General features: G+C 38.3%; 25 protein-coding genes and 1 pseudogene. 21 read left to right on the top strand and 5 right to left on the bottom strand.

What is annotated here, in order from left to right:
• Positions 1-270: 270 nt before the first annotated feature.
• The 5 genes and pseudogenes from guaA to BIZ36_RS21405 form a co-directional block, all read left to right on the top strand.
• Complete coding sequence (guaA, locus tag BIZ36_RS15675) at positions 271-1,803, top strand: glutamine-hydrolyzing GMP synthase (RefSeq protein ID WP_187458841.1); 1,533 nt, start codon at positions 271-273, stop codon at positions 1,801-1,803.
• Position 1,804: 1 nt separating this feature from the next.
• Positions 1,805-3,964: a PBP1 and LysM peptidoglycan-binding domain-containing protein gene (locus tag BIZ36_RS15680; RefSeq protein WP_187458842.1), complete on the top strand. Its 2,160-nt coding sequence runs from the start codon at positions 1,805-1,807 to the stop codon at positions 3,962-3,964.
• 43 nt (positions 3,965-4,007) lie between these two features.
• Complete coding sequence (locus BIZ36_RS15685) at positions 4,008-4,412, top strand: OsmC family protein (RefSeq protein WP_187458843.1); 405 nt, start codon at positions 4,008-4,010, stop codon at positions 4,410-4,412.
• A gap of 55 nt (positions 4,413-4,467) precedes the next feature.
• A complete protein-coding gene (locus BIZ36_RS20935; RefSeq protein ID WP_222937427.1) occupies positions 4,468-4,761 on the top strand; it encodes a hypothetical protein in 294 nt (97 codons plus the stop codon).
• Positions 4,762-4,773: 12 nt separating this feature from the next.
• Positions 4,774-5,004 (top strand): annotated as a pseudogene (locus tag BIZ36_RS21405) (hypothetical protein); the annotation flags it as partial.
• Between the two features lie 42 nt (positions 5,005-5,046).
• On the opposite strand, the gene BIZ36_RS15695 reads toward BIZ36_RS21405, so the two are convergent.
• The 3 genes from BIZ36_RS15695 to BIZ36_RS15705 all read right to left on the bottom strand — a co-directional run bounded on the left by BIZ36_RS15695 (position 5,047) and on the right by BIZ36_RS15705 (position 6,656).
• Positions 5,047-5,571: a hypothetical protein gene (locus BIZ36_RS15695; protein ID WP_187458844.1), complete on the bottom strand. Its 525-nt coding sequence runs from the start codon at positions 5,569-5,571 to the stop codon at positions 5,047-5,049.
• Positions 5,572-5,659: 88 nt separating this feature from the next.
• The gene (locus BIZ36_RS15700) at positions 5,660-6,352 is read right to left on the bottom strand and encodes a hypothetical protein (RefSeq protein ID WP_187458845.1); all 693 of its coding nucleotides are present in this window, start codon (positions 6,350-6,352) and stop codon (positions 5,660-5,662) included.
• 34 nt (positions 6,353-6,386) lie between these two features.
• Positions 6,387-6,656, bottom strand: a complete 270-nt coding sequence (locus tag BIZ36_RS15705; protein WP_187458846.1) for a hypothetical protein — start codon at positions 6,654-6,656, stop codon at positions 6,387-6,389.
• Between the two features lie 349 nt (positions 6,657-7,005).
• Here BIZ36_RS15705 and BIZ36_RS15710 point away from each other — a divergent pair, with 349 nt between their 5' ends.
• Together BIZ36_RS15710 and BIZ36_RS15715 are read left to right on the top strand one after the other, a co-directional pair.
• Positions 7,006-9,087, top strand: a complete 2,082-nt coding sequence (locus tag BIZ36_RS15710; protein ID WP_187458847.1) for a tetratricopeptide repeat protein — start codon at positions 7,006-7,008, stop codon at positions 9,085-9,087.
• A 2-nt stretch (positions 9,088-9,089) separates the two neighbouring features.
• Complete coding sequence (locus tag BIZ36_RS15715; RefSeq protein WP_187458848.1) at positions 9,090-9,836, top strand: LytR/AlgR family response regulator transcription factor; 747 nt, start codon at positions 9,090-9,092, stop codon at positions 9,834-9,836.
• 19 nt (positions 9,837-9,855) lie between these two features.
• Here the strand turns inward: BIZ36_RS15715 and BIZ36_RS15720 are convergent, their stop codons facing one another.
• Positions 9,856-10,728: a TIM barrel protein gene (locus tag BIZ36_RS15720; RefSeq protein ID WP_187458849.1), complete on the bottom strand. Its 873-nt coding sequence runs from the start codon at positions 10,726-10,728 to the stop codon at positions 9,856-9,858.
• 91 nt (positions 10,729-10,819) lie between these two features.
• Here BIZ36_RS15720 and BIZ36_RS15725 point away from each other — a divergent pair, with 91 nt between their 5' ends.
• The 7 genes from BIZ36_RS15725 (at position 10,820) to BIZ36_RS15755 (ending at position 17,894) form a co-directional block, all read left to right on the top strand.
• Complete coding sequence (locus BIZ36_RS15725) at positions 10,820-11,818, top strand: hypothetical protein (RefSeq protein ID WP_187458850.1); 999 nt, start codon at positions 10,820-10,822, stop codon at positions 11,816-11,818.
• Between the two features lie 101 nt (positions 11,819-11,919).
• Positions 11,920-12,162 carry a DUF3820 family protein gene (locus BIZ36_RS15730; RefSeq protein ID WP_187458851.1) on the top strand — a complete coding sequence of 81 codons (243 nt, stop codon included), beginning with the start codon at positions 11,920-11,922 and terminating at the stop codon, positions 12,160-12,162.
• An 85-nt stretch (positions 12,163-12,247) separates the two neighbouring features.
• Positions 12,248-13,459: a hypothetical protein gene (locus BIZ36_RS15735; RefSeq protein WP_187458852.1), complete on the top strand. Its 1,212-nt coding sequence runs from the start codon at positions 12,248-12,250 to the stop codon at positions 13,457-13,459.
• A 56-nt stretch (positions 13,460-13,515) separates the two neighbouring features.
• A complete protein-coding gene (locus BIZ36_RS15740) occupies positions 13,516-13,671 on the top strand; it encodes a putative quorum-sensing-regulated virulence factor (RefSeq protein WP_187458853.1) in 156 nt (51 codons plus the stop codon).
• A gap of 49 nt (positions 13,672-13,720) precedes the next feature.
• Positions 13,721-15,364 carry a CTP synthase gene (pyrG, locus tag BIZ36_RS15745; RefSeq protein WP_187458854.1) on the top strand — a complete coding sequence of 548 codons (1,644 nt, stop codon included), beginning with the start codon at positions 13,721-13,723 and terminating at the stop codon, positions 15,362-15,364.
• 88 nt (positions 15,365-15,452) lie between these two features.
• Entirely contained in the window at positions 15,453-17,297 is a 1,845-nt protein-coding gene (gene yidC, locus BIZ36_RS15750) for a membrane protein insertase YidC (protein ID WP_187458855.1), read from the top strand.
• Positions 17,298-17,348: 51 nt separating this feature from the next.
• Complete coding sequence (locus tag BIZ36_RS15755) at positions 17,349-17,894, top strand: hypothetical protein (RefSeq protein WP_187458856.1); 546 nt, start codon at positions 17,349-17,351, stop codon at positions 17,892-17,894.
• Positions 17,895-18,374: 480 nt separating this feature from the next.
• Here BIZ36_RS15755 and BIZ36_RS15760 read toward each other — a convergent pair whose 3' ends face one another.
• Positions 18,375-19,784 carry a fasciclin domain-containing protein gene (locus BIZ36_RS15760; RefSeq protein ID WP_187458857.1) on the bottom strand — a complete coding sequence of 470 codons (1,410 nt, stop codon included), beginning with the start codon at positions 19,782-19,784 and terminating at the stop codon, positions 18,375-18,377.
• Positions 19,785-20,192: 408 nt separating this feature from the next.
• Between BIZ36_RS15760 and BIZ36_RS15765 the strand changes: the two genes are divergently transcribed.
• The 7 genes from BIZ36_RS15765 (at position 20,193) to BIZ36_RS15795 (ending at position 26,923) form a co-directional block, all read left to right on the top strand.
• On the top strand, positions 20,193-21,146 hold the full coding sequence (locus tag BIZ36_RS15765) for an MBL fold metallo-hydrolase (protein WP_187458858.1): 954 nt from the start codon (positions 20,193-20,195) through the stop codon (positions 21,144-21,146).
• A 104-nt stretch (positions 21,147-21,250) separates the two neighbouring features.
• Positions 21,251-22,087 (top strand): CPBP family glutamic-type intramembrane protease, encoded by an 837-nt coding sequence (locus tag BIZ36_RS15770; RefSeq protein WP_187458859.1) that lies wholly within the window; start codon positions 21,251-21,253, stop codon positions 22,085-22,087.
• Between the two features lie 126 nt (positions 22,088-22,213).
• A complete protein-coding gene (locus tag BIZ36_RS15775) occupies positions 22,214-22,753 on the top strand; it encodes an NUDIX hydrolase (protein ID WP_187458860.1) in 540 nt (179 codons plus the stop codon).
• Between the two features lie 247 nt (positions 22,754-23,000).
• Positions 23,001-23,492: a Cif family virulence factor gene (locus BIZ36_RS15780; protein ID WP_187458861.1), complete on the top strand. Its 492-nt coding sequence runs from the start codon at positions 23,001-23,003 to the stop codon at positions 23,490-23,492.
• Between the two features lie 540 nt (positions 23,493-24,032).
• On the top strand, positions 24,033-24,599 hold the full coding sequence (locus BIZ36_RS15785) for a nuclear transport factor 2 family protein (protein WP_187458862.1): 567 nt from the start codon (positions 24,033-24,035) through the stop codon (positions 24,597-24,599).
• Between the two features lie 393 nt (positions 24,600-24,992).
• Complete coding sequence (locus BIZ36_RS15790) at positions 24,993-25,763, top strand: hypothetical protein (RefSeq protein ID WP_187458863.1); 771 nt, start codon at positions 24,993-24,995, stop codon at positions 25,761-25,763.
• A 353-nt stretch (positions 25,764-26,116) separates the two neighbouring features.
• Positions 26,117-26,923, top strand: a complete 807-nt coding sequence (locus BIZ36_RS15795; RefSeq protein WP_187458864.1) for a TIR domain-containing protein — start codon at positions 26,117-26,119, stop codon at positions 26,921-26,923.
• Positions 26,924-26,964 lie beyond the last annotated feature (41 nt).

The following is a 26,964-nucleotide window of genomic DNA, read 5'->3' on the forward strand; positions in this document are numbered from 1 at the left end:
ATATTACCTGTATTTTTAATTTACATTTGTACTGAAATTGTCCTAGTTGTCAAATTTTCAAATATCATTCTTTGAAATCGATTTTTTAATGTTCTGGGCCATTGCCAAATCAAGATTTGTTTCAGACTTTATTTTAGAAAATCCCTAGTGCTTTTTGATAATATTGCGATTCTTTTTATTAAGTATTGCTATAACCTTGTAGTTGAAAAAACCTGAGATAAATATGTCCTTAGAGGCTTTTTGAGAAATGGGAATTTCCTATTTTTGGCCATGCAAAACAACGTACTTATCCTAGACTTTGGTTCCCAGTACACACAACTCATAGCAAGAAGGGTTAGGGAACTCAATATTTTCTGTGAAATTAAACCTTATAACAATCTGCCTGAGGACTTGGAAAAGTACAAGGCTGTAATACTTTCGGGCTCTCCCTTTTCTGTTAGGGCAGAGGATGCTCCCCATCCAGATTTGTCTCAGATAAAGGGCAAGAAACCATTATTGGCCGTTTGTTACGGGGCGCAATATTTGGCGCACTTTGGTGGAGGGGCAGTGGCACCATCCAATACCAGGGAGTACGGTAGGGCCAATCTTTCGTACATTAAAGATGGTGAGACCTTTTTTGAATCCATTTCAGAGGGAAGTCAGGTTTGGATGAGCCATAGTGATACCATCAAGGATTTGCCAAAAGGTGCTACTGTTTTGGCAAGCACCCATGATGTGGAAAATGCAGCTTATAAATTGGAAAATGAAGAAACCTATGCTATCCAGTTCCATCCGGAAGTTTACCATTCTACGGACGGAAAGCAGCTCTTGGAAAACTTTTTGGTGAAAATAGCCGGATTGGAGCAAACATGGACCCCTGATGCCTTTGTGGATATCACGGTTGCGGAACTTAAAAAGAAAATTGGGCAAGAAAAGGTAATCCTTGGTTTGTCCGGTGGGGTAGACTCAACCGTTGCTGCCGTTTTGCTTCACAAGGCCATTGGTAAAAATTTACATTGCATTTTTGTAAATAACGGCTTGCTTCGTAAAAATGAGTTTGAAGAAGTATTGGAGCAGTACCAGGGAATGGGCCTAAATGTTAAGGGAGTGGATGCTTCGGCACGTTTTTTGGATGCCCTCAAGGGCGAAAGTGACCCTGAAAAGAAAAGAAAGACCATTGGAAGGGTATTTATTGAAGTCTTTGATGATGAGGCCCATTTGGTAGAAGATGCCAAGTGGTTGGCCCAAGGAACCATATATCCAGATGTAATCGAATCCGTTTCGGCAACAGGTGGCCCATCAGCAACCATAAAAAGTCATCATAATGTAGGCGGTTTGCCGGACTTTATGAAGTTAAAGGTGGTAGAGCCCCTAAAAATGCTGTTTAAGGATGAGGTGAGAAGGGTTGGAAAAAGTATGGCCATTGGTGACGAGCGTTTAGGGAGACATCCCTTTCCGGGCCCGGGCCTAGCTATTAGAATTTTAGGAGATATTACGGCAGAGAAAGTATCTATATTACAGGAAGTTGACCATATTTTTATCAAAGGATTGAGAGATTGGGGACTTTATGATAAGGTTTGGCAGGCCGGAGCCATGCTTTTGCCCGTAAATAGTGTAGGGGTAATGGGAGATGAGCGCACGTATGAAAAATGTGTAGCTTTGAGAGCGGTAGAAAGTACGGATGGTATGACCGCGGATTGGGTGAATCTACCCTACGAGTTTTTGCAAAAAACATCAAACGATATTATAAATAAAGTGCCAGGTGTAAATAGAGTTGTCTATGATATTAGCTCCAAGCCACCGGCAACTATAGAATGGGAATAAAATGAATCACTTCATAAAAAGATTATTACTGCTCATATTTTTTGCCGTATCGGTTTCTGGTTGTAAGGCCCAGAAGTTTACGACGCATTCCGTGGAGAAAGGGGAAACGTTGGAGAGTGTAGCCAAGAAATACAATGTTACGCAGTACTCTATTCTTCAGCTAAACAAGGAAATAAAGCAGGGAGATGATTTAAGGCCCAATACCATCTTGGTAATTCCAAAAAGTACAGGTGTCGCCTCAAATGGTGGTGGGGAAATCAAGAAATCAACTCAGGAGGAACCTATCAGTTTTACTTCCCATAAGGTCCGTAAAAAAGAGACCCTTTATGGCATCTCAAGGCGCTTTAATATCACGGAGGAAGATATTAAAAAGTACAACCCTGAACTTTATTCGAGTCAGCTAGATAAAAGAATGACCTTGAAAATACCCCAGTTCAGAAGAACCAATGAAACTTCGGGGGGCAATGAGGGGGATTTTGAGATGTATACGGTGGCACCCAAGGAAACCCGGTGGAGCATTGCGCATAAATTCGGGATAACCATTGATAGCATGTTGGTGCTTAATCCAGAACTTAGCAAGGCCAATAATTATTTAGCTGCGGGACAGGAACTTAAAATGCCAAAATTGCCGGGCAGTACGGTTGAAAATCAAGAGACCCAATTGTACCTGTCCTATACCGTTCCTCCAAAGATGAACTTTTTTCAGTTGAAACAAAAGTACGGTGTGGAACCGGATGAGATTGTACGCCTAAATCCTGAGATAACCGAAAAAGGAGGTTTGAAAGAGGGAATGGTCATCAGAATTCCACAAAAAAAATTGGATGCTGGCGAGGTGAATACGGACAATTTCAATTTTTATGAGGTTAAGCCGAAGCAAACAGAATTTTCCCTAACCCGCAAATTTGGGATTTCCTATGAGGAATTGTTGCAACTTAATCCGGATTTAAAAGAAGGATTAAAAGCAGGAATGGTCCTTAAGCTGCCGAAAGAACAAGAAGGTGATTTTGAGGTAAGAAATTCATTGGTGTTGGATAAAATCAATCTTATAGACAGCATTGATGTCGCCAACAGACCGGAAATAATGTTCCTTTTACCATTTAGGTTAGACCGTTTAGACCTTTCCGATAAATCTGAAGTGGCCAATACCATAGATAAAAGAAATAGCTTAAAATACAGTCTTGGACTTTATTCCGGTGCTCTAGTGGCATTGGATTCCATTGCGGACCTAGGAGTGTCCGTAAATGTCAAGACATTTGACAATCAACTTCAGCTGGCCAAAACCAAGGAAATACTTCAAAAAGAAAATTTATCCAAAACTACGGCCATTGTTGGGCCCTTGGATTTAGCTTCCTTAAAAGAGACGGCGGTTAGGGCCAGTGCCAAGCAGGTACCGGTATTAGCCCCAATTCCGGCGGAAAGTGATCTAAGTTTGTCCAATGTATTCTATTCGTATACTTCTCCAGAAGTTCTTAGAGATCATATGTTGGATTATATGACGGAAAAGCATGAGGATCAAAATATCATTATCATTGCGGATTCCGCCAGCTCCAAGATTAAGAATTTCATTCTTCAAAAATTTCCGGATGCAAAGACGGCAAAGGTTATTGAGGAAGAAAAAAATATTGGTGTGAATATCGAGCGACTGAGACAGCTGCTAAGTGATGAAAAAGAGAATTGGGTATTCTTGGAAACTGAAAACTTTAAGCTGGTTTCCAGTGTAACTTCAATATTGAACTCCTTTCAGAGCGCATTGAAGAACCCGGAGAACACCAAGCGCGAAAGAATTCAATTGAGGTTGTTTACTACCAACAAAAATTCGGCTTTTGAAAACGAGGTGATTTCAAACACTCATTTGTCCAATATTAAATTTACTTATCCTTCGGTTTACAAATTACCAGAGAACAATTCCTTCTCCAAAAGATACGAGCGTAAGTTTGGTAGCGTACCGGATAGATATGCCGTTCGCGGATTTGATTTGACATTTGACCTATTATTAAAACTTGCTTTTAAAAACAATCTGATCGAGGCAAGTAAGTTTGTGGGAGAAACAGCATATTCCGGTAATAAATTCGATTACGAAAGAAAGGGCGCTTCGGGCTATTTTAATCAATCCTCTTACATCATGACCATTGAAGACCTTAGAATAAAGGAATTGAAATAAGAAGAAGGGAAAGTAAAGAAAGACCATTTTAATTTAATCCACTATGACATCAAAAATCACCTATACGGGAGAATTAAGAACCACCTGTGAGCATATTAGGTCTGGAAATACATTCATAACCGATGCTCCCGTGGATAATAATGGTCTTGGCCAAGCTTTTTCACCTACCGATACCGTTGCAACTGGATTTGGAAGTTGTATGATTACAGTAATGGGAATCAAGGCAAGGGGGTTGGAAGTAGACTTGAGGAATTCTGTGGTGGAGATTACCAAGCACATGGAAAGTAATCCGCGTAGGATTTCAAAGATTGAAGCGAGGCTTATGCTTCCCAAAGATGTGTCTGAAAAGAACAGGAAGATTTTGGAGCATACGGCCAATACCTGTCCAGTGCATTTTAGCTTGCACCCAGATATTGAAAGGGTCGTGACCTATCACTGGGAGCTTTAACCTAAACGGTGCGTTTTCTGTTGGGGTTTATAGTTTTTAATCCAATTCTTTACCTATGGCAAGAATCTTGTTATTTTATCTGCTTTTGATATGCTCGGTAACTGGTTATGGGCAGGAGGAAGTAATTCCATGGAGCGCGGATAGAAAATTGGAATGGAGCGATTTTAAAGGTAAATTTCTAAAGACCGAATGGGCTGCGGCAACTACCGCTAGCAGTATTAGCTATCGGTTTTCTACACATGAGAAAAACGGCCAATGGTTTGTTGATTTTGAAGTTGGTTGTGAGTTTTATCCACAAAAGTCTTGGTACCGGCCCGATATGGTCGATTCCCTTATTTTAAGCCATTAACAGTTACATTTTGATATCTCCGAACTGTATGCCAGAAAACTTAGGAAAAGGCTGGCAGAAGGGCAATTTACCGCAAACATTAAGGAAGAAGTTAAGGATATATATCAAAAGTTGCTTAAGGAACTCTATTTATATCAAAATAAGTATGACAGGGAGACCAACTTTAGCCGAAACAGGGAAGAACAAATTTACTGGAACAAGATGATTGCCAATGCCCTAAAAGAAGAAAAGCCTTCCCGATAGTTTATCGAAAAGGCTTTTTATATTGTTTTGTATCTATAATTGTTAGAACCTAAAAGTGGCTCCCAAAGTTAGATAAGCAGAGCCATAACCAATTTCTGCAAAGGCGGCAATGTGCTCGTTAAAGTACCATCTACCCCCCGCATAAGCCGATGCTCCAGGTCTACTTCTGTAATCTTCATAATCATCTCCACCATAGACGCGATAGGAAAGCATTGCGCCTCCATATACGTCCAAATTGTCTATATTAAAACCTGTATAGTGGTAGGCACCTCTAAAGCCAACAGTGGTATAGGACCAATTATAGTCATCAAAATTTTCATTACGGCTAAACCTTTTGTGGCCTAAATAGCCGCCAAGGCTTACCACACCAGGACCGGGAACATCCCAAACACCACGCTCATAGCTTACGCTAAAAACCGGACTTTGGTCAGATACATTATATCCATAATAATAACCGCCAACACCTACACCCACATTAATGGCGTTGGTACCAACCTGAAATTCTTGTGCTTTTACCAACGAGGTAAAGCAAAACATGACGGAAAGAAACAACAGTGTCTTTTTCATTTTCAAAAGTTCTTATTTTTTAGTTAGGAAATTAGGTGTAAAAATAAAGAGATTTAATTTTTTCGGGGCAAATAGTTTAACCTAAGATTTAATCGGTCCATTCAACGGTACCTGACAAAGTTATCATATTGTTATTGTCCGTATTAACGACTGTCGTCTCTTTAAAAACGATTACCTTTTGCTCAAAATCAATTTCAAAATCATCACCGCAGTCTATAAAAGTACCTACCGAGGGTGAAGCGCAGGCGTATTTATAATCGGTTCCATCCACGGAAATATTTATGGAAAGGGCCCTGTCCGCTTGTTCCGTTGCTTGGTCGCCAAGGTCTAGACAAACAATTATGAAATTATTTTCCACATCCTCTGGTTCAGGTCCGTCTTCTCCAATAGGTGTAAGTATGTCACTCAAAATTACAGTTCTTTCATTACCGGTAACTTGGGTCAGTCCTACGGCTATATGCCCTACGATTAATTCGTTTCCTACTTTTGATGTTTCATCACCGCTTAATTCTATCCTATTTTCGGGGGCTTCGGCATTTCCATCCTCATCATTATCCGGATTTTCATTTGGTTCAGAGGTATCCTCCTCCTCGGTATCATTCTGAGAATCATCCTCGGTCTCATTTTGATTGTTTTCTTCTTCAGAATCCTCGTTATCTATCTCTTCTTCTTGACTTGGAGTAGGTAGGCTATCATCGCTCGGGGAACTTTCGGAGCAGGCAAGCAAAAAGCAAAACAACAGCAAACAAAGAAGGGGTCGAATGTAATTGACTTTGTACATAGGGAGTGATTGGATATTGGAATCAATACGCACCTTAATCATCACTGCAATTATCTTGATAAAACTTTAGTTGTGCCTTGTCTTCCTCGCTTAAAAATTCACTACAGGATTTTAGTATTTTGTCAATATCCGACTTTATCTCTGAGCAATCCGGATCATCATTGTCCCACTCTTCATCTATTCTAATAAGCAGGTTGGCGCATTCCAAGGTGTCAAAGGATTCTTTGATTTCTTCGGCTTGGTCGCAAGCGGAAAATAGGAGTACGGAGGCTAAAATGGTTAAGTAACGCAGTGGTTTTCTCATAAGTTGGTGGTTTATTGTTGATATTACGTTGTACTTTCTATACTAGGAAAAGTATAACTCTTATGGAGCTAAGGTTCAATAAGGATTTGGGCCAAACTCAAAGCAAGGAGCTCCATACCCGCAATGAAAATAAGAGTTATACCAGTGTTACACCATTTGTAATTATTGAGTGTAGAATATTATAAATGAACGTTGCTATTTTATAAGTAAACGTTTTACCTTACACAAACCACTAAACTTTGTGATTGGAGCAAATAATTGTCATTTTGCTTTGAAAAAAACTAGTTTACTCCTCTGTGTTTGGTTAAATTTACCTTCCCCCAATAAAACTTTATAGTTGGTATCATTAATGAGATATTATTGGGTTCCCCTCTTTTTAGTTTTTTCACAGCTTTTGCATTCCCAGCAAAGACAGATAGACTCCATACAATTGGAACTAGCTAAACATACCGATCAAGATACCCTCCGCTTAAATTTACTTACAGAACTTGCCTATCTCTATTATTCCATTGATCCCCAAAAGGGTATTGCATCTTCGGAAGAAGCCATTTCCCTTGCTCAAAAATTATCTGATTCCAACAAAATAGCAACGGCCTACGCCTATAAAGGACATAACTATAGTGCCTTGGGCAAAGATTCCCTTGCCTTAAAAATGTATGATGTTGCTTCTGAAATTAGAAAGAGAAAAAAGGATGAAAGTGGTATGGCACGGCTCATTTATAATAAGGGCCTGATATATTTTAACCGTTCGGATTATTTAAGGGCGAACGACTGTAACCTACAAGCGTACGAGGTTTTCAAAAAAGAGAAAGACAGCTTTTTAATGGCCAAGATGCTTAATAGCATCGGTATAAATTACATGTATCTTTCCCAATTTCCCCAATCGTTGGATGCCTATTTGGAAGCCAAGAGCATATATGAGGATTTAAAGCTTCAGGATAATTTGGAGTATGCCAATATCAATTCCAACATAGGATTGCTCTATGCCCGGTTGGAAAAATTGGAGTTGGCAGAAAAGTTTCAAAATATAGCTTTAGAACGTTTCCAAAAAATCGGTTTTGAGGAAGGTGAAGCTAATTCCCTGACCAATTTAGGAAGATTGAGTACTGAAAATGGCAATACCAAGAAAGCTGTGGTTTTGTATCAAGAGGCATTTTCTATTATGGAAAAAAACCAAAACCAAAGGGGAATGGCCAGTGCGCTTACCAATATTGGAATCGCACATGTAGAAAACAAAGCCTATGAAAAAGCGATTCCCTACTTTCTAAAGACCCAAAAAATCTATGAAGACCTTGATAATGAAAACAATCTATCCATAGTACAAAAGAATTTAGGGGACTGTTATTACCATCTTTTTAAGGCTAAGGGTACTGAATGGGATTTACAAACAGCTGAAGACTATTACCGGAAGTCCTTGAAAAATGCAGAAGAGGTAAATGTCATAAATCTCCAATTTGAGTCCAACAATGCTTTATCCAAAGTTTTTAAAGAACAGGGAAAGTATCGCAAAGCCCTAGAAAGTAAGGAAAACGCTATAGTTTTAAGGGATAGTTTTATGTCTACGGACAAGACGGAAGAGATTGCCCGCTTAGAGTCCAAATACGAATACGAAAAGGACAAGGCCCAATTGACCGCCAATTTTGAAAAGGAGCAAGCCGTTGCCAAAGCGGAGCTGAAAAAGCAACAAACCATCAACAGAATAGTGCTGGTTTCCGGTACGCTACTTTGTCTCATGGCAGCTGTGGGTTTTGTGCTCTATAAGAAAAGAAGGGATGCGATTTCGCAGAAAAAAATGGCGGTTTTTAATGCCCAGGTTGCCGAAACGGAACTCAAGGCTCTCCGATCACAAATGAACCCCCATTTTATATTCAATTCTTTTAACTCCATTAGGGATTATATGTCTAAAAACGACTTTGCCAATGCAGAACTGTACCTAATGAAGTTTGCAAAACTGACTAGGGCCATCCTGGAAAATTCTAACAAGAAATGGATTTCGTTAGAAGAAGACTTGGACCTTATGCGTATGTATATTGAAATTGAATCATTGCGATTAAAACATCCTGTGGAATATGTTTTGCAAGTGGAGGAGGATATTGATTTGGAAAACACCCTCGTTCCACCTATGATACTACAACCTTTTATTGAAAATAGTATTTGGCACGGTCTGTCCGCTAAAAATCATGGGGGTAAATTAAAAATCCATATACGGAGTGATGGTGAATTTCTTATCTGTCTGGTAGATGATAATGGTGTGGGAAGAAAGAAATCTATTGGTATGATTACCTCGGAAAAGTCCATGGGGTTGAAAATAACCAAAAGCCGAATTGAAATTATGAACCAATTAAAAAATAAAAACGGTAGTTTCACTATGAAGGATAAGGAGGAAGGTGTAAGTGTTGAAGTAAGATTGCCCTTAGAATTACAATTTTAGCGATGATGAAAGCAGTAATTGTAGATGACGAAAAACACTGTCAAGATGCGCTCATACAGCTCGTTTCGCAATATGGTTCAGGTATACAGTTGGTGGGAGTGGTAGCTAGTGTTACCGAGGCAAAAGCCGCCATTTATACCCATGAACCTGATGTAATTTTTTTAGATGTGCATCTGAATGGGGAAACGGGATTTGATCTTCTTAAAGAGTTGGCGCATATAGACTTCTATGTTGTTTTTACTACTGCCTTTGAGGAGTACGCGGTTAAGGCCTTTAAATTTTCAGCCTTTGATTACCTTTTAAAACCTATTGATCCTGATGAGTTTAAGGAAACGGTAGAGCGTTTAATGAACAAACAGAATAAGGATAGTCATGCCAAACGTTTGGAAGTTTTGGTACATAATTTTGAAAACAAGGTAGTGGGGGTGAAAAAAATAGCCATTCCTACCTTGAAGGATTATATTTTTTTGAACGTCCCCGAAATTATAAGATGTGAGTCAGATGGTAATTATACCAACATATTTTCGGTGCATGGAAAGCGATTGACCTCTAGTAAAACTTTAAAATACTTTGAAGGTTTTTTAAACGGAAACCATTTTTTCCGCATACATAAGTCCCATTTTGTGAACCTATCCCACGTAGAAAAATACATCAAGGGAAAGGGTGGGTATGTGGTTATGTCAGATGGGGCCAAAATTGAAGTGGCGGTAAGAAGAAAAGAGGAGTTTTTAAAGCATTTTAGCAGCTAAAAACCCCTCTAATATAGTTTTAGACATCGCAAATGGTAACACCTTCTTTAAGGGCGGCGATCTTGTCATCCCAGGTAGGGATAAATTCTTGTGCTACGTATCCTTTATAACCAGTTTCTAAAATGGCTTTCATTATGGCAGGATAAAACAATTCTTGCGTATCGTTAATTTCATTTCTTCCGGGGTTTCCACCCGTGTGGTAATGTCCAAAGTACTGATGGTAATCCTGAATGTTTCTAATAATATCCCCTTCCATAATCTGCATATGGTAGATATCATAGAGCAGTTTAAAGTTATCGGAACCAATGGCTTTACATAATTCTACACCCCAGGCACTGGTATCGCACATATAGTCCGCGTGATCTACCTTGGAATTTAAAAGTTCCATTTGCAGTACCACCCCATGTTTTTCGGCAAAGGACATGATTTGTTTAAGTCCGTCCGCACAATTTTTTAAGCCTTCGTCATCCGGCATTCCGTTTCTATTACCGCTAAAGCAGATAAGGTTGGTATAACCGGCTTCGGCTACCAACGGAATCACTCTTTTATAATCAGCGATCAATTCTTCGTGTAGTTTGGGGTCGTTCCAGCCTTCAAGAATCCCTTTTCCGGCACCCCAGCACATGGAGGCGTGAATACCATATTTTTTCATGATGGGCCAGTCTTCCGGACCGGTAAGGTCCATGGCCTTGATGCCCAATTCATTGAGACTTTTTAGAAAGTCCTCCATCGGAATTTTGCTGTAGCACCATCTACAAACACTGTGGTTGATATTATTTTTTAATTTATTTTCCGCTTCCATAGTTTCGTTTGGCATTGCGTTGGTACTTTTACAGGCCATAATACCCACTGATGCAGCGGCAGAAGTACTAATAAAATTTCTACGTTTCATGTTGTCGAGTGTTAAAGAGCTTTTAAAGATATATTTTTTAGGTTTATTTCCCCTTGTGTAATTTGCCTAAAAATAATAATACGCTGATAAGATGGTGAAAAGGGCACTTTATTTTACGATAATTTCTTCTTTGTTTATAATGCTCGGTTGTTCGCATTCTATGGATACCGATGAGGCACTGGACAGTGAAATCAAGCCCACAGCTATAGATTCATCTCGATCTGGCCAAGTACCTGCTTTAGAAACGGATACTATAAAAACAGATTTTTCTACTGGAATTACCTATGGTACATTTAATTTTTCGGGACAGATTCCTAACAGCACGTCGAAAATTCCAAATTGTACGAATGGGGTTCCAAAATTAGTGCAGTTTGATATGGTAGATTCTCTTGGAACAAGATGGTTGAGCGAAAAGCCGGTTGTAGAACAAAAGGGAGTTTTTATGTCCGAAGTCGATAGTATGCCTATAGGAAACTACACCATCAAGTACATACATTTATTGTCTGCTGAAAGAGATACCCTCTACGGTGTGCCTACGGAGGCGGATACGGATATTATTGATTATTTGGAAGGAGAAGTACCTGCATATGCCCAAACGCCTATGGCAGATTACATAAATACCGTTTTACCCTTAAGTATCACAATTTCAGAAGAAAATACAGTTGTAGAAGCTACTGCATTTTGCAATACCCTACTTGACTTGCCGGTACCGGATTCGTTGGGCAGTGGAATTAACACGGGTGAACTTATGACCATTCCCATATACATTACAGGCATGGAGGATAAGGGTGGTTTTACCAACGAAGAAGGAGTTTATGAACCTTATATGGACCTTTGTGCCGATTATTTCACGGTAACGATCGATGGTTACAGGGTTCCGGAAAGATACACATGGTCTCAGTTCAATCAATATCATATCACCGTTCCTACGGATTACGACTATATGAGTATACGTACGTATGATTTGGACGGTAGCCCAAATGGCATACAGGCAATTCAGTTTACTAGGGAAAATCCTTATAACCCTGAAGTACATGGGGCATTGGTTTTTGATCAATGCGATCCGCAGTCACAAGATCCCGTTAATTAAATTCAATTCTAAAAAGGATTGTATTAAGCGTTTTAAGTTCCATTTATCCAAATGTTGTACTTCCTTTGTAATTGGAAAGGTGATTTTAGAAGTATTGGTATATGGAAGTATTTCCAGATAAAAGAAAACTCATAGAATTGGCACATTACCGCATGCCATTTGGTAAGTTCAAAGACCGTTATTTGGTAGACTTGCCAGAGGCTTATCTGGTGTGGTTCAAGCAAAAAGGCTTTCCGGAGGGAAAATTGGGTCAGATGCTCCGGTCTACCCTGGAAATCAAAGAGAATGGTTTGGAGCCCTTGATTCGCAAAATTCAGAAAGAATTTCCTCCCCTTAAACTGTGATATCCTAATTGGTTAAATGGAGTTTTTGATATTGAAATATTCCAGATATTATCACGTTTGTAGTATTGAACATAAACCTTTAGTTATGATACTTCGAGTTCTTTTAGTAATTGTATTTTTACAATTGATTAGTTGTAGTAAAAAAGAAGAGGTAATTGTTCAAGTAACCGAACCAAAGGAAATTTCCAAACCTCCATTAGGGGTTTCACGTTTTGGTCGCTCTAAAATTAATGAACAAGGGATAGAAATCTTTAAAACATCAGAAGGTTATTTATCATTTGAATATTTCAATTTTTATAATGCACAATCTTACCCAACTGGTGATTTGGTTGTCAGAAGGGTTGATGAACAATTCGAGACCATTGATTCTATATTATATCAGGATAAGCCTTTTATTCTTATTGAAAATATTATAAGAATGGGAACCGAGTCTTATGTAGTTCTGGGTAATAGGAAAACATATCCCGATGAACCATATAACTTGCCTATAATTACGGTTTTCGATGATAAAGGTCATGAGATTAAATCTCTTGTAGTTTCGGATCTGCTCATGGAAGGAGGAACTAGTGCAGCCAGTATTAAAGAAGCAACTTTCATTGATAATAGACTTTATGTTGTTTTAAGTGAAAATAAAGGCTTAACTATAGTTGTATTAGATACTGATTTGAACCTAATATGGGAAAAATTTGAAGAACTAAAACACACAAATTATACAATTACTGTGGATGATAAATATCTCTATTTTTCTCGCTCAATAGATGAATCTGGTGTTTTTTTTAATACAAACTATATTCACAAATTAGATATTAAGACCGGGGAGGAAGTTGATAGGTGGTCTTTTATACATTCAGATTCGAATTATTCTGTTAAAACTTATCCCTTTAAGTTGCTAAATGATCATGAAAACATCTATCTAGTATATAAATTGCACTTTCCGAATGAAAGTAACATTGATCCCTATTACAAGCTTAAGAGGATAAACAAAAAAAATGGTGAAATAATAGATTTAGGAATTCCAGAATTTAATTTTCTAGATGAATTTGAATTGACTAAGGAAGGATTTATTTATTCCGGTTCACATAGAACTGATGGTAAGAATATAATAAATGCTGATAAATTTTTGAAAGATTTATGGGTATTTGAAGTTGTTGGTGGATCAAGAATAAAAGATATAAAACCTTTGGAAAATGGTGAGTTTGTATTTTCTGGTTTCTATGTAAAGGGTATTGAAGGGAATAATGATTTGTATGATGATGCCCTTATAGGGGGGTTAAAGGCGAATGGTACAATTAAATAATACGGATTTATATTTGGTGGCTGTATAGTTAGCTATTTAAATAATATATTCTACTTATGTGTATAGGGGCTTACCTGGTGTGGTTCAAGCAAAAAGGCTTTCCGGAGGGAAAATTGGGTCACATGCTCCGGTCTACCCTGGAAATCAAAGAGAATGGTTTGGAGCCCTTGATCCGCAAAATTCAGAAAGAATTTCCTCCCCTTAAACTGTGATATCTTAGGGCAATTTGTATCTTTGTGCCCCGTAACAAAGAAACCCAATATGTCTCAGACAAAGTATATTTTCGTTACGGGAGGTGTTACTTCTTCTCTAGGAAAAGGTATTATAGCCGCATCACTCGCCAAACTGCTACAAGCACGTGGTTATAAGACCACCATTCAAAAATTAGATCCTTATATCAACGTTGATCCGGGAACATTGAACCCTTACGAACATGGGGAATGCTATGTTACGGATGACGGTGCGGAAACCGATTTGGATCTGGGCCACTATGAACGTTTCTTGAACGTTAATACCTCACAGGCCAACAACGTGACTACAGGACGTATCTACCAAAGTGTAATTGATAAGGAGCGTAGGGGGGAATTTTTAGGTAAAACGGTGCAAGTAGTACCCCATATCACCAATGAAATTAAGGAGCGAATTCAAATATTGGGCAACGGTGGCGATTATGATATCGTCATTACCGAAATTGGGGGAACCGTAGGTGATATAGAGTCGCTACCCTACATTGAAGCGGTTAGGCAATTGCTTTGGGAGCTGGGCGAAAACAACGCTATTGTCATTCACTTGACCTTAGTGCCCTTTTTGGCAGCGGCAGGTGAATTAAAGACCAAGCCTACACAGCACTCTGTGAAGGCCTTGATGGAAAGTGGAATTAAAGCTGATGTTCTTGTCTGTAGGACCGAGCATCAGATATCAGATGAAATAAAGGATAAATTGGCGCTCTTCTGCAACGTAAAACGAGAGGCCGTTATCCAATCCATTGATGCCTCTACCATTTATGATGTACCCGTTTTAATGCAGGAAGAAGGCTTGGACAAGGTAGTTTTACAAAAATTGGCCCTTGCCAATATTATGGAGCCCAACCTCACACAATGGAGCCAGTTTTTGGAAAGACACAAGAATCCAAAGCACGAGGTTTCCATAGGTTTGATCGGTAAATATGTGGAACTTCAAGATTCCTATAAATCCATTTTAGAGTCGTTTATTCATGCAGGTGCTGCAAACGAGGTAAAGGTTAATATCCGTTCCATTCATTCAGAACACCTACCGGATGGCAATCTGGAAAAGAAATTAAAGGGCTTGGACGGTATTCTGGTAGCCCCGGGATTTGGCGAAAGAGGTATCGAAGGAAAAATAAATGCGGTAAAGTATGCTAGGGAAAACGGAATTCCCTTTTTAGGAATCTGTTTGGGTATGCAAATGGCGGTCATTGAATACGCCCGCAACGTGGTTGGACTGGCCGATGCCAATTCTACCGAGATGAACGGTAACTCTGAAAATCCTGTTATCAACCTCATGGAAGAGCAGAAGAATATTACCGATAAGGGAGGTACCATGAGACTTGGAGCCTGGGGATGTGAACTTTCTGAAGGCAGTTTGGTTCAGGAAGTTTATGAAGGAGCTTCTGAAATTTCTGAAAGGCACCGCCACAGATACGAGTTCAATAGTGAGTACAAGACCCAATTGGAAGAAGCTGGCTTAAGGGCCAGTGGCATCAACAAGGAAACCAACTTGGTTGAAATAGTGGAATTGGAGCCCAAGGTGCACCCATGGTTTATTGGGGTACAATACCACCCTGAATATAAGAGTACGGTGGCCAACCCCCATCCGTTGTTCGTTGGCTTTGTAAAGGCCGCTTTGGCATATAAAAAGAAACAATCGAGTGCCAGTATGGCATAGTATACGTATTTGGGCATATATTTGCAGATTGCAATTCTGACCAATACAGATATTGAACCACATCAAGGTTCCAAGTAATTATATTTCAATGGAAGAAAAGAAACTGGACGTTAACTCAATTATAGGGTTTGTACTCATTTTTGGGATTCTAATTTTTATGTTCTATCAAAACAGGCCTACACCTGAGGAACTGGAAGCTCAAAAAGCGGAACAGGAGCAAATGGCCGAAGAGGCCCAAAAAGTGGAGGAAGAGTCCAATACGGTTGCCCCAGCAATCAATTTTCAAGATTCATCGGCGGTAGCCAACTACAAAAGCAAGTTAGGTGCTTTTGGGTTCACAAATCCTAGCGACAAAATCACTAAACTGGAGAATAAGCTCGTTTCTCTTGAAATTAGCAATAAGGGTGGCCAAATTGTGGAAGCTCGAATGAAGCAATTCCATACCTATGATTCGGTACCCGTATACCTCGTAAAAGACGGAAACGCTTCATACGGACTTAATTTTACCACATCGGATAATCGGGTATTAAATACCAAAGATCTTTATTTTGAGCCTTCATTGAGCAAAAGTAATGGTAACCAAGTGCTTTCCATGAAAGCGAAAGCAGGACCAACCGCTTTTCTGGAGTACCGTTATGAAATGAAGGAAGATGATTATTTGGTAGACTTTACCGTACGTTCCCAAGGTTTAAACGGAATTATCGATGGTAGCAAGCCTATTGAACTTCAATGGGATTTAAAAAGCTTTAGGCTGGACCAAAGTGTGGAGTATGAAAATAGGTATGTAGAGCTTACCTATAATTACGAGGATGATAAGATCGACTACTTATCCGTTGGTGGTGATGATGAGGAAACGGAAGAGGATGTTAAATGGTTGTCCTATAAACAACACTTTTTCAGTTCCATTTTGGCTACTAATCAGAGCAATTTTAAAACAGTGGAACTTTCTTCTAAGAATCTGGTAGAGGAAGAAAGTAAGGATACCAAGTTTACCAAAGCCTTTAGTTCCGTGATTCCCTTGGAATTGGCCGGAGGTGAATTGGCGCAAAACATGCACTGGTATTACGGTCCTACGGATATTAAGGTGTTGGAACAGTATGAGGAATTGGGACTGGATGACTCCATATCTTTTGGATGGGGAATTTTTGGATGGTTGAACCGCTATGTGTTTACGCCTTTCTACACCTTCCTTAGTTCTTTTTTACCTTACGGATTGGCCATTGTGGTCATGACCATATTGGTGCGTTTGGCCATGTCTCCAGCTACCTACAAGTCGTACTTGTCCCAAGCGAAGATGAAGGTTTTAAGACCGGAAATCAATGAGCTGAATGAAAAGTACAAGGACAACGCCATGAAAAAGCAGCAAGAAACCATGAAGTTGTACGGCAAGGCCGGTGTAAGCCCCATGAGTGGTTGTGTACCCGCTTTACTACAAATGCCTATTTTCTATGCATTGTTCATGTTTTTCCCAACATCGTTCGCTTTAAGACAGAAGTCTTTTTTATGGGCAGATGACCTTTCTTCTTACGATACCATTGCAGAGCTTCCATTTAACATTCCTTTCTATGGGGATCACATAAGTTTGTTTCCCATTTTGGCATCGGTAGCTATCTTCTTTTATATGACGATGACAACCGGGCAGAATATGCCACAACAACCGGGTATGCCAAACATGAAATTTATCATGTATTTGATGCCGGTGATGATGTTGTTCTTCTTTAACAACTATGCGAGCGGACTTAGTTTGTACTATTTTGTATCCAACCTAATTACCATCGGTATTATGTTGGTGATTAAGAACTTTATTTTGGACAATGATAAAATTCATGCCAGGATACAAGAGAACAAGAAAAAGCCTAAAAAGGAAAATAAGTTCCAGAAAAAAATGAGGGAAATGATGGAGGAGGCAGAACGTCAGCAAAAAAACAAGTAAGCCCCTTGTTGGCAATAAATTAAATAACACTAATTGAAAGGATAAAAACAATTGAATTACTTCACAGCATTATGGATTTTCATAATTCTCTTGCTTAATTCTTGTGTAGAAGAACAATACGATAAAACAAAGGCACTTGAACAAGCTCGTACCTCGCTAAATATTGGATATGAAACTTATTTGGCCTCCGAAAATATTAATTCACTATTGTATAAAGTCCGCGACAACAATTTTGAAATGGAGGACATTAAGGGTATTCATAGCTTATCGCAACAGTTGGTGAAGAAAACTGAAAAAAATATCGATTTACTATCGGTTGAAAAAAAAGACCATAGTGTGACATCATTATTTGAATCAACTATTACTTATCTAGAATCCGTTAAATTATTGGAAGAAAATATTCCTGTTTTCGTTGAAAGTATTTTTGACTCAACGCTAGTTTATAAACCGGAATTGAATCAAAGGATTGGAGAGTTAGCTATGGATGTTCAGAAAAAAGGACAGGATTGGCAAAATTCTAAAACTGAATTTTACACCACTCAAAATATTGGTCAAAAAGCAATTGACTCGATTGAAAAATTGATAACCAAAAAGTAAAAACTATTGTCAACAATACCTATAGCAAATAAGGTGTAAAGTGCTATGTTTAATGGCTTGGGTTTGTTTATTAAGTCCGCCAAATCTTTTGGAATTGACAATTTGAAAAGAAAAGATAATTACAAAACAAAAAGCTCTGGTTAGCGGACCAGACGGAAACGAAAAGTTTCCTAGCCTGCCCTACTTGCCATAGTCGAACCGATATCTTAAACAAAAAATGCAAAAACCCTGACGGAAACCGTCAGGGTTTTTTAGCATTAGTTAGGCTGGTTTGGTAAGATTTGGGATTGTGAAGATGCAACATAATCACTGTTGAAAAAAAATAGAGTTGTAAAGCGGTCAAAACTGTATGCTAACTAGTTAGAAGTAGTGGTCTTGTCCACAAATTGATTTAGCTATTGCCGAAAAGAGAAATGTTTGTAAATTAAAAGAACCGCTATTTCTAGCGGCTCTTTTTTGAATTCGGGGGAAAAATTTATTTTAGTCTTCGGTATTGGGAATCAATACCATATCAATCGCATGAATAACACCGTTCATTGCCTGAACGTCAGCCTTCACAATTCCAACTCCCATGTTTCCGGCGCCGTCGGTAATGGTGAAAGAACCATCCGCCTCTGTGAAGGTTACGGAATCACCTTCAAGAGTAGCAGGGGACACAAGACCGTCACTTAAATCTTCAGACCTAACATTAGCCTTTGCAATAACATGATGATTTAGAACAGCCGTTAGCGTTTCACCGGAAGGCACTTCTTCCAAGGCTTCAAATGCACTGTTGATAGGGGCAAATACCGTAAAAGGAGTGTTTTCTGTGGTAGAACTTAATACCGAAACAAAATCGGGCTGGTCATCGGCGGTCAATGCGCCAACCAAGCTTGAAAAGTTTTCGCTATCGGCAACTGCAAAAGTAACTACGGTAGGTAGGTCAATAACGGTATCAACCGCATGGATAATTCCATTGGTGGTTACAACATCGCTCACAACTACCATACTTTGTCCGTTTAGCATCACACCGTCATCCACGTTTACGTAGATGCTCAAATTATCACCATCCTCATTAGTGGCGGCGGTACTGGCATACATATTGGATAAGTCGGCAGCGGCCAAAGAAGCACCCGCAATCACGTGATTGGACAGAATAGCATTTAAGTCATTTCCATTAGGGTTTTCAAAAGCCGTAAAAGCTTCGTTTACGGGTGCAAAAACGGTAAACATCTGTTCTCCATCACTCAATAAATCGGTAAAAGTAGTATTACCATCCATGGTCAAAGCGCCAACCAATTCAGAGAAACTGGCATTGTACAGCGCGTGATCAACTACATTTGGCAAACCAATTACTTGGTCAACGATGTGAACCACTCCATTGGAAGCCTCAACATCTGCAGTAGCCACAGTGGATCCGTTGATTTTTACACCGTCTGCTGTATCTACGTACAGGCTAATATTCTTTTCACCAACTCCGGCAGTAGATAGAGAACTTACATAGGTAGTTGATAAATCACCGGACATCAAATCACCGGAGACTACATGGTTCAAAAGCACTTGCTCCAAAACATCTTCAGGAATATCATCTAGCGAAGCAAAGTTGTTATCTGCCAAGAATGCTTCAAAAGCAGCGTTGGTAGGGGCAAAAACGGTAAAAGGACCATCTCCTTGTAATGTTTCTACCAATTCAGCTTCGGTAAGTGCTTCCACCAAAATACTTAGGTCGGCCGTGGCCACTGCTAAATCAACAATTGTTGTGGTCTCTTCTTCTTGCTCTTCCTCTTCTTCCATTTCCTCTTCCATTTCAGGGTCTGGAGGGGTTACCCCATTGTCATCGTCGCTACAGGATACTGCAAAAAACAGCATTAGGACCATGGGTACGAGTAATTTAATGTTGTTAAGTCTCATAATTCATAAATTAAATAGTTAATAATTTTCTTGGAAGCACTTCTTTGGATAATGCTTTACACTTAATAATGGCAGCAAGGTATTTTTATAAACCACATTTGTTTAACTTATTTGAAAAAAAGTTGAACGTTTTTAGTTTTGGTAAGGCTCAATTGGATTTATAGGGAAGTACTACATCAACTAGGGGTGGTTTAGCTAGGCTATTTTTTAGGATTATTGGTACCGTAGGTTTTGAACCTACATTTTAGGTAATGGCAGGATGAGAATTTATATATAACCCTCATGTTAAATCTTCAAGTAATAACCTAGTAAAACTTTTTTGAAATCTGTAAAGGTGTAAATTTCTGATATTCTTATATTTACACTCCTCCCGGTCGTTAAATCATTCAACCTTAACATTTCTTGGCCATGAAAAGAAGACATTTCATTGCACGTAACTGTGGTCTTTTAGCTTCAATTCCACTCATTGACCTACAACCCTTACTACTTGATTTTATGAATACTGAGATCCATAAATGTAACATTGGCGAGTTTCAATGCACCATCTTTAAAGACCTAATGTTCACTTATAAGGCGAAGGATTATTTTATCAATGCCCCAGAACAGGAATTGAAGCAAGCCTTGGACTCCTCTAAAATTGATCCCGAAAATATTGCTTCTCCTTACATAGCCATGCTACTTCAAAAGGGAAACCAGAAAATCCTTATTGATTCGGGTATAGGATTTTCCCAAGAACCCATAGAATTTAAAGGAAATAGTTTTGTGCTAAAAGGAAGATTGCAACAGTTGTTGGATAAGGAGCACATAGCTACAAATGATATTACAGATGTAATCATTACCCACTTTCATCCGGACCATATTGGGGGGGTGTTTTCTTCTGATGGAAACTTACTTTTTAAAAATGCCACCTTTCATATGCATCAAAAAGAATGGGATTTTTGGCATTCCTCAAAATCGGATTCCCAGCCGCCATTGTTCAAATTCTTTGTTGAGAAAAATATCACACCCTTAAAAAAAGAGAATGTACAATTGATCGCCCAAGACTATCATGAAATCTGTGAGGGGGTAGTGGCGGTAAATGCTGAAGGACATACGGCAGGTCAGATAGCACTTATTATTGGGGATAAAGATGAAAGGCTCCTCTATATATCAGATGCCTTCTTACACCCATTACATATGGAGAAGTTGAATTGGCAGACCAGTTTTGATTTTAATCATGAAAAGGCAAAAAAAACGCGAAATAAATTGTTGCATTTGGCACATACGGAGCGCATGAAGATCAACGCTTTTCATTTTAACTTTCCTGGTCTTGGTTTTGCGGAGAAAAACGGTGCAAACTGGAAATGGGTTTACCATGCGTAAATTATTAGGATGGATATGGGAGAATTATAAAACAGGGAGAAGAGCTCTATTGGATAAAAGGTATCGTGATCAATTCTATAAACGTAGTAGCCAACCATAATAGGATGAAATCATTTTTCAAAGCTATTTTATTCTTACTGCTGCTCACCGCTCTCGATTTTTTGCTTCGTAAGGGCTTGCTTGCTTTTTACCTGCCCTTTCGACTGCCGCAGAATACCAACATATTGCTTCTTTTTACGCTGTTTGCCCTATCTGCTTGGCAGTTGACCCGCTGGTTTGGGAAATCGGATAAGATGACGCTCCGAGATTTGGGAATTACCTTAAGCACTCAAAACCGTCGTGAGTTTTATTATGGTTTTGTAATCGGAGTCGTTTTATGGGCGGTCGTTTCATTGTTGCAATCCTTCAACGCAGGTTTTTCTTGGGAACTAAGACCCGATGTTTCGTTGTACCACGTAGTCTATGGTCTCCTTTTCATTTTTATAGCCGATTTGGGTACCGAACTCTTTACAAGAGGCTACCCATTACGATCATTTGAGAAAAGTGTCGGGTCCAACTCAGCAATCTTGTTGATGATGGTTTTCGTGGGGTTCAAAAGTTATTCCTCTCAAGTGGCAGGCAAACTCCTTTTCTATACCATACTAATTCCGGTGCTGCACACCCTATTTTTTAGTATCATCTATTTTAAGACCCGTAGGTTGGGCGCTGCCCTGGGCATTCATACCGGTGCTAATTTTGTCACGATCAGTATATTTGACCTGAGGCCTGCAAATGAAAGTCAATCCATACCATCGGGGGTTTTTCAGTCAAATGTCGATTTGGAGACCTTATCCCTAACCGCCTTACAACTCCCATGGATTTTTATGGCCATTGTTTTTAGCGGAATTGTTTTTTGGTGGTGGAAAAAAGGAACAAATGGGCATAACCAAAAATTCATTTAAAAAGATAGGTGGGGCGAGAGCAATATTTTATTTATATTCGTCTTAAATCCAGTGGATTAAACATCTTCCCCTAAAAAAGAACCGTTACAACTTCCCCCATGGTTTGGGATAATAGGAGCTGAAATCATGAAGAAAGTAATTAAAATACTTTTTATCATTGTATGTCATTCGGTGAATGCACAAGTGGATAATAATATACCTATATTTCATAGGTTACTCTTGCTAAACGCTCAAAATGAATTGATGGTCGTTAAAATTGAGAATACAGATTTTTGGGTAACTCCCGGGCTATACCAATCGAAAGAGCAAACCATTAAAAATGGATTGGATAGTATCGCTTCAACATATGGTCTCAAATTAAAAGAAATTCATTTAAAAGGAACCTTTATGCTTAAAAGGGAACTAAACGGAGCAAGTTCTACCTCTTTACGAAACGTTTATACGGCCAAAGTTCAGAAAGGTATGGCCAAAAAGCATGAGGGTATATCGGAAATTAAATGGCTTTCTGTTGATGAAGTGATGAAAACAATAACCTTTCCGCATATCAATCTTATGGTCAAGCAAATCATGAGTAAACCTAATGACATTTGGGGTGGTACCTTACTCCAGTTCAAAGAAAACGATTTGTGGCGTGCAAAAGTGTTGGAAGAATTTTATAGACTTTAAATCATAGTTTGGGTGGTAAATTCAGTTAACCTAAAACCATCGTTACCAATAGCCTCCATCCATAAGATTTGTTCATGTCAGTCCCTACCAGCCCGACAAAGCCATTCTGGCGGGTATGCAATCTGCTGTACTCCCTTGTATTTTTCTTTTTTACGTACCTTTCGGTTGGACAGTCAAAAATCCAAACGCGAGACTACACATAGCCCTGCGTTGCAATAATTTGGAATAATCATAAATCCGATATCAAATGAAATATACATTATTTATTCTGCTGGCTTTGTTTTTGATTTCCTGTCACGAAACAAACAAAGAAAATGATTTAAAAACGTCAAATTCAAAGGGAATAGACCTAGAAGCAGAATTAAACTCAATCGAAGAATTAAGAAGTGGTTTCGAACTTGCAATTAAAGAAAAAAGATATGGAGATCTTAAAATGTACGGAACGAAAGATATTATTTCGTTAACACCTGTTTGTGGGGAATGGGAGCAATATAAAACCCAAAGGGCGAACCCCAATGAATTATTTAGTTACGACAGTTTGGTTATGAGACCTAAAGAGACAATTATAGTAAGCGATAGCGTCGCTTATGATTTTGGAACGAGCTCTGTTTACTATACTAATACAGAGGGTCAAGCAGTAGAAATTACTGACACCTTTTTAGCTATTTTAAAAAAAGACAAAAATAATGGTAGATGGAAATTACACAGAGAAGTTGCTACAACTAATATGATGGAATAAACTATTGCAATTTTATATAACCCCAATTTTGGGGTACCCATGCCTATCGGTACAATCACGCCTAAATCCGCTTGAAATTGCTAAAGCAAGTACAAAACCGAAAATTAATGCATATTGAGACGTAACTATGGTTAAACGGGCCTATGTTGAAGAATGATTCATAACACTTTTATTGTTTTCAAAGGCATTCATTGGTCGCTTCGCTTCGTCACCTAAAGATGAACCCAAAGCACCCTTTTTTAACCCCACCCCCAGTTACCCCAAAACCTAAGTTGTTGGTAAAGTGTTGTTTTTTAAGTAAATACGGATAATCAAACATACTTGGTAGTAAGATTTTAGCTATATTTAGACTGTAATCATTTTTGATTAAATCCTCCCCCAAAACATATCAAATAAACAAGTGTGGTATTGCATGATGTTATTTGATATACAATAAATCAGCTTTATACCTGTAAAGGGTTAGTCTATAGATGTATATAGTTGCGAAGTTTGAAATATCTATATGTAAGCGGAAATAACAACCAACCAAAGTAAATAATTATGAATCACTCCAAACATTTCTTTTCGACTAGTCATAGAACAATAGGACTTCTATTTATTGTAGTTACGTGCTTTCTAATTCAAGCTTGTAAAAACGATAAAAATGAAACCAATCCAGAAACTAAAATTGAGAATGAATCGAACGAAATTGCACTCAAGAGTGAAGCTATTGAAGAGATTTTAGCACAAGAAAATGCTTGGGCCGCTGCTCTAGTCGCTAATGATATGAGCACGGTAGCCTCTTTAATGCATAGAGATTTTCGGCTAATTAGAGCATATGGCGATGCACCACCTATTAGTAAAGATATGTATCTTGGAATGGAAGGAATGAGCGCCTTATCGGCAGATGTTACATCATTAAATATTTCTGAAGAATTGGATTCAATAGTTGTAGCAAGAATTACGATGACGTTGGATTGGGAACAGGAAGGTGTAGGCAAATTACCACCTCATTTTGATATGATTGACATATGGAAAAAAAGTGATGGTGGTATGTGGCAAATTCTTTCAAGAATAAGTCAAATTGCCAAAGAACCATATGCTGACAAAAAGAGTACTGATGAATAAAATACTGCCGCTAAAGACGCATATAGCTTATAGTGGGTGAACGGCAACTGCAAGTTTTTTGCGTTGTAGCCAAGTTTGATTCGGACAAAAGGAAAGTGCTTCGAAATGCCCTACGTTTCAAAACCATAATCGATGATGCTCAATGAGTCATAAAACACTTTGTTTTTTTAAAGGCATTCAGTGGTTGTTTCGCTTGGTCACCTAAAGGGACCATCGATCATAACCGTACATATCAACCGCTACCAAACCGACCAAGCCAGTTCTGGCGGGTAAGCCATCTGCTGTGCTCCCTTTTATTTTTCTTTTTTCTGTACCTTGTCGGTACAACAAACAAAAAATCCAAATGCACGACTACATATAGCCCTGCGTTGTGTGTAATTAAACCAAAAATTTGTGAAGAAAAAACTATCATTATTGTTCGTAGTTATATGCTTTTCAAATCTTCACTCCCAGGATTTCGAACTAAGAATAACCCCATTCATTAAAAGTAAAATTGTATTCAAGGACGGGAGTTCAAAAGACGGATTTTTAAGATTGGCTAGTTCCGTCTTCAAACTTAGGTTTAAAGAAAAGGAAGGCGACAAAGAAAGTAAAATTGACTATGAGTTAGTCGAAAAAATTATTACCAATCCGAATACAGAAAACGAACGGACTTTTCAATACCTAAATCACAACTACAGTAAGTTTAAAATTTTCACCGAATTAATCTACCAGGACTTTTTAAGCATCTACATCTCCTTATCTGATGCCGATGAACTTTTTTACTCGGATTTTGACAGACAAAGCATACCTGAAATGATGGCTCAAGCAAGATTTGACAATCGCACTGGACATTTTAATAGACTCAAAAGTTCTGATACTTTAGAATTGCCAAATGGTAAGAAAATAGCATTGCCAATAAGGTACTCATACTATTACAATCTGAGTTACCGAAGTGCCTCTGGAATTAGCCCAACATTAAGCTACTATCTTTTAAAACAAGGAGATTCGATACTTTATAAAAGCGAAAAGAACAAACGTTTTTTAAAGAAAGCTAGGCCTATAATTGAAAACTGTCCTGATATTCAACTGGACTTGGAGGAAGACAAATTAACTCTGCGGAATTTACCTAGGTTTATAGAATATTACAAAATGACCTGTGGAGTTGAGAAAAAAGATGAATAATTTACTAAGCACAACAAAAGCATCCCTTACACAACTCCTTGATGACCCCCCTTCAAACCCCACCCGCAGTTACCCCCAAACGTAAGGTGCTGTAAAACCTCATTTTTAATAAAAAGGGGATAAGTGAACTTACTTATAAGAAAGGTTTTACCTATATTTAGACTTTAATCGTTAAGATTAAATCTCTCCCCCAAAACATATCAAATAAGCAAGTGTATAATGCTATGCTGCTTATTTTGATATACAAAACACCAAATTTTAGACTTATAAATTATTAATATACAGATATATAGGTGTTTTTAAGTTTAAAATATCTATGTGTTGGTTGTAAAGTTAAAAACGAAATAAAATTTATGAAAATATTTTTAAGTTGGTCAGGAAACAAAAGTAAGTTGATTGCTGAATCGCTTCGAGAATGGCTAGAACAAGTAATACAATCAACTGAACCTTGGATTTCTACTTCAATTGAAAAAGGAAAAAAATGGTCAAAAGAAATTTCCGATAAACTTGAGGAATCAAAAGTTGGAATTATATGCTTAACAAGAGAAAACTTAAACGCACCTTGGATATTATTTGAAGCTGGAGCGATTTCAAAATCATCAGATTCCTACGTCTGTACTTTTTTAACCGATATTTCCTCACCAACAGAAATTACTGGACCATTATCTTCTTTTCAACATACTAAATTTCAAAAAGAGGAATTACTTAAACTACTCAGAACCATCAATTCTAGAATTAAAGAAAGCAAAGGTGGTAAATCTTTAAACGAGAAATCTCTTGAAGATGTATTTGAAATTTTTTATCCAAAATTAGAAACAAGAATCACAGAAATTTTAGAGGTCACACCTGAACAAGTTGCAGAAAACAACATACGGTCTGACCGAGAGTTGTTAGAGGAAATTGTAGAAAGTCAAAGAAGTCTAAAAGAAAGAATAAATGACTTGTGGACAAATAAGGACATTGACAGTATTGTTGACCATTACGTTAGTAATTATGTAAATAGCAAAGGACTTGGGAGTGAATATGATATTGTTGATGAACCACATTTAAGTGATTTCTCTGAAAAACTAGGTAAAAATCCTTTAATCCGAAAGTTATTTGCAAACAGTAATGACTTTAAAGATTTTGTAAAAGAGAAATATCTTGATTTGCCATTTTGATAACTAAAAAAACTACAACCAACATTGGCTATAAGTAATTG

This window comes from Cytophaga sp. FL35 (assembly GCF_014349235.1).
Lineage (GTDB): Bacteria > Bacteroidota > Bacteroidia > Flavobacteriales > Flavobacteriaceae > Euzebyella.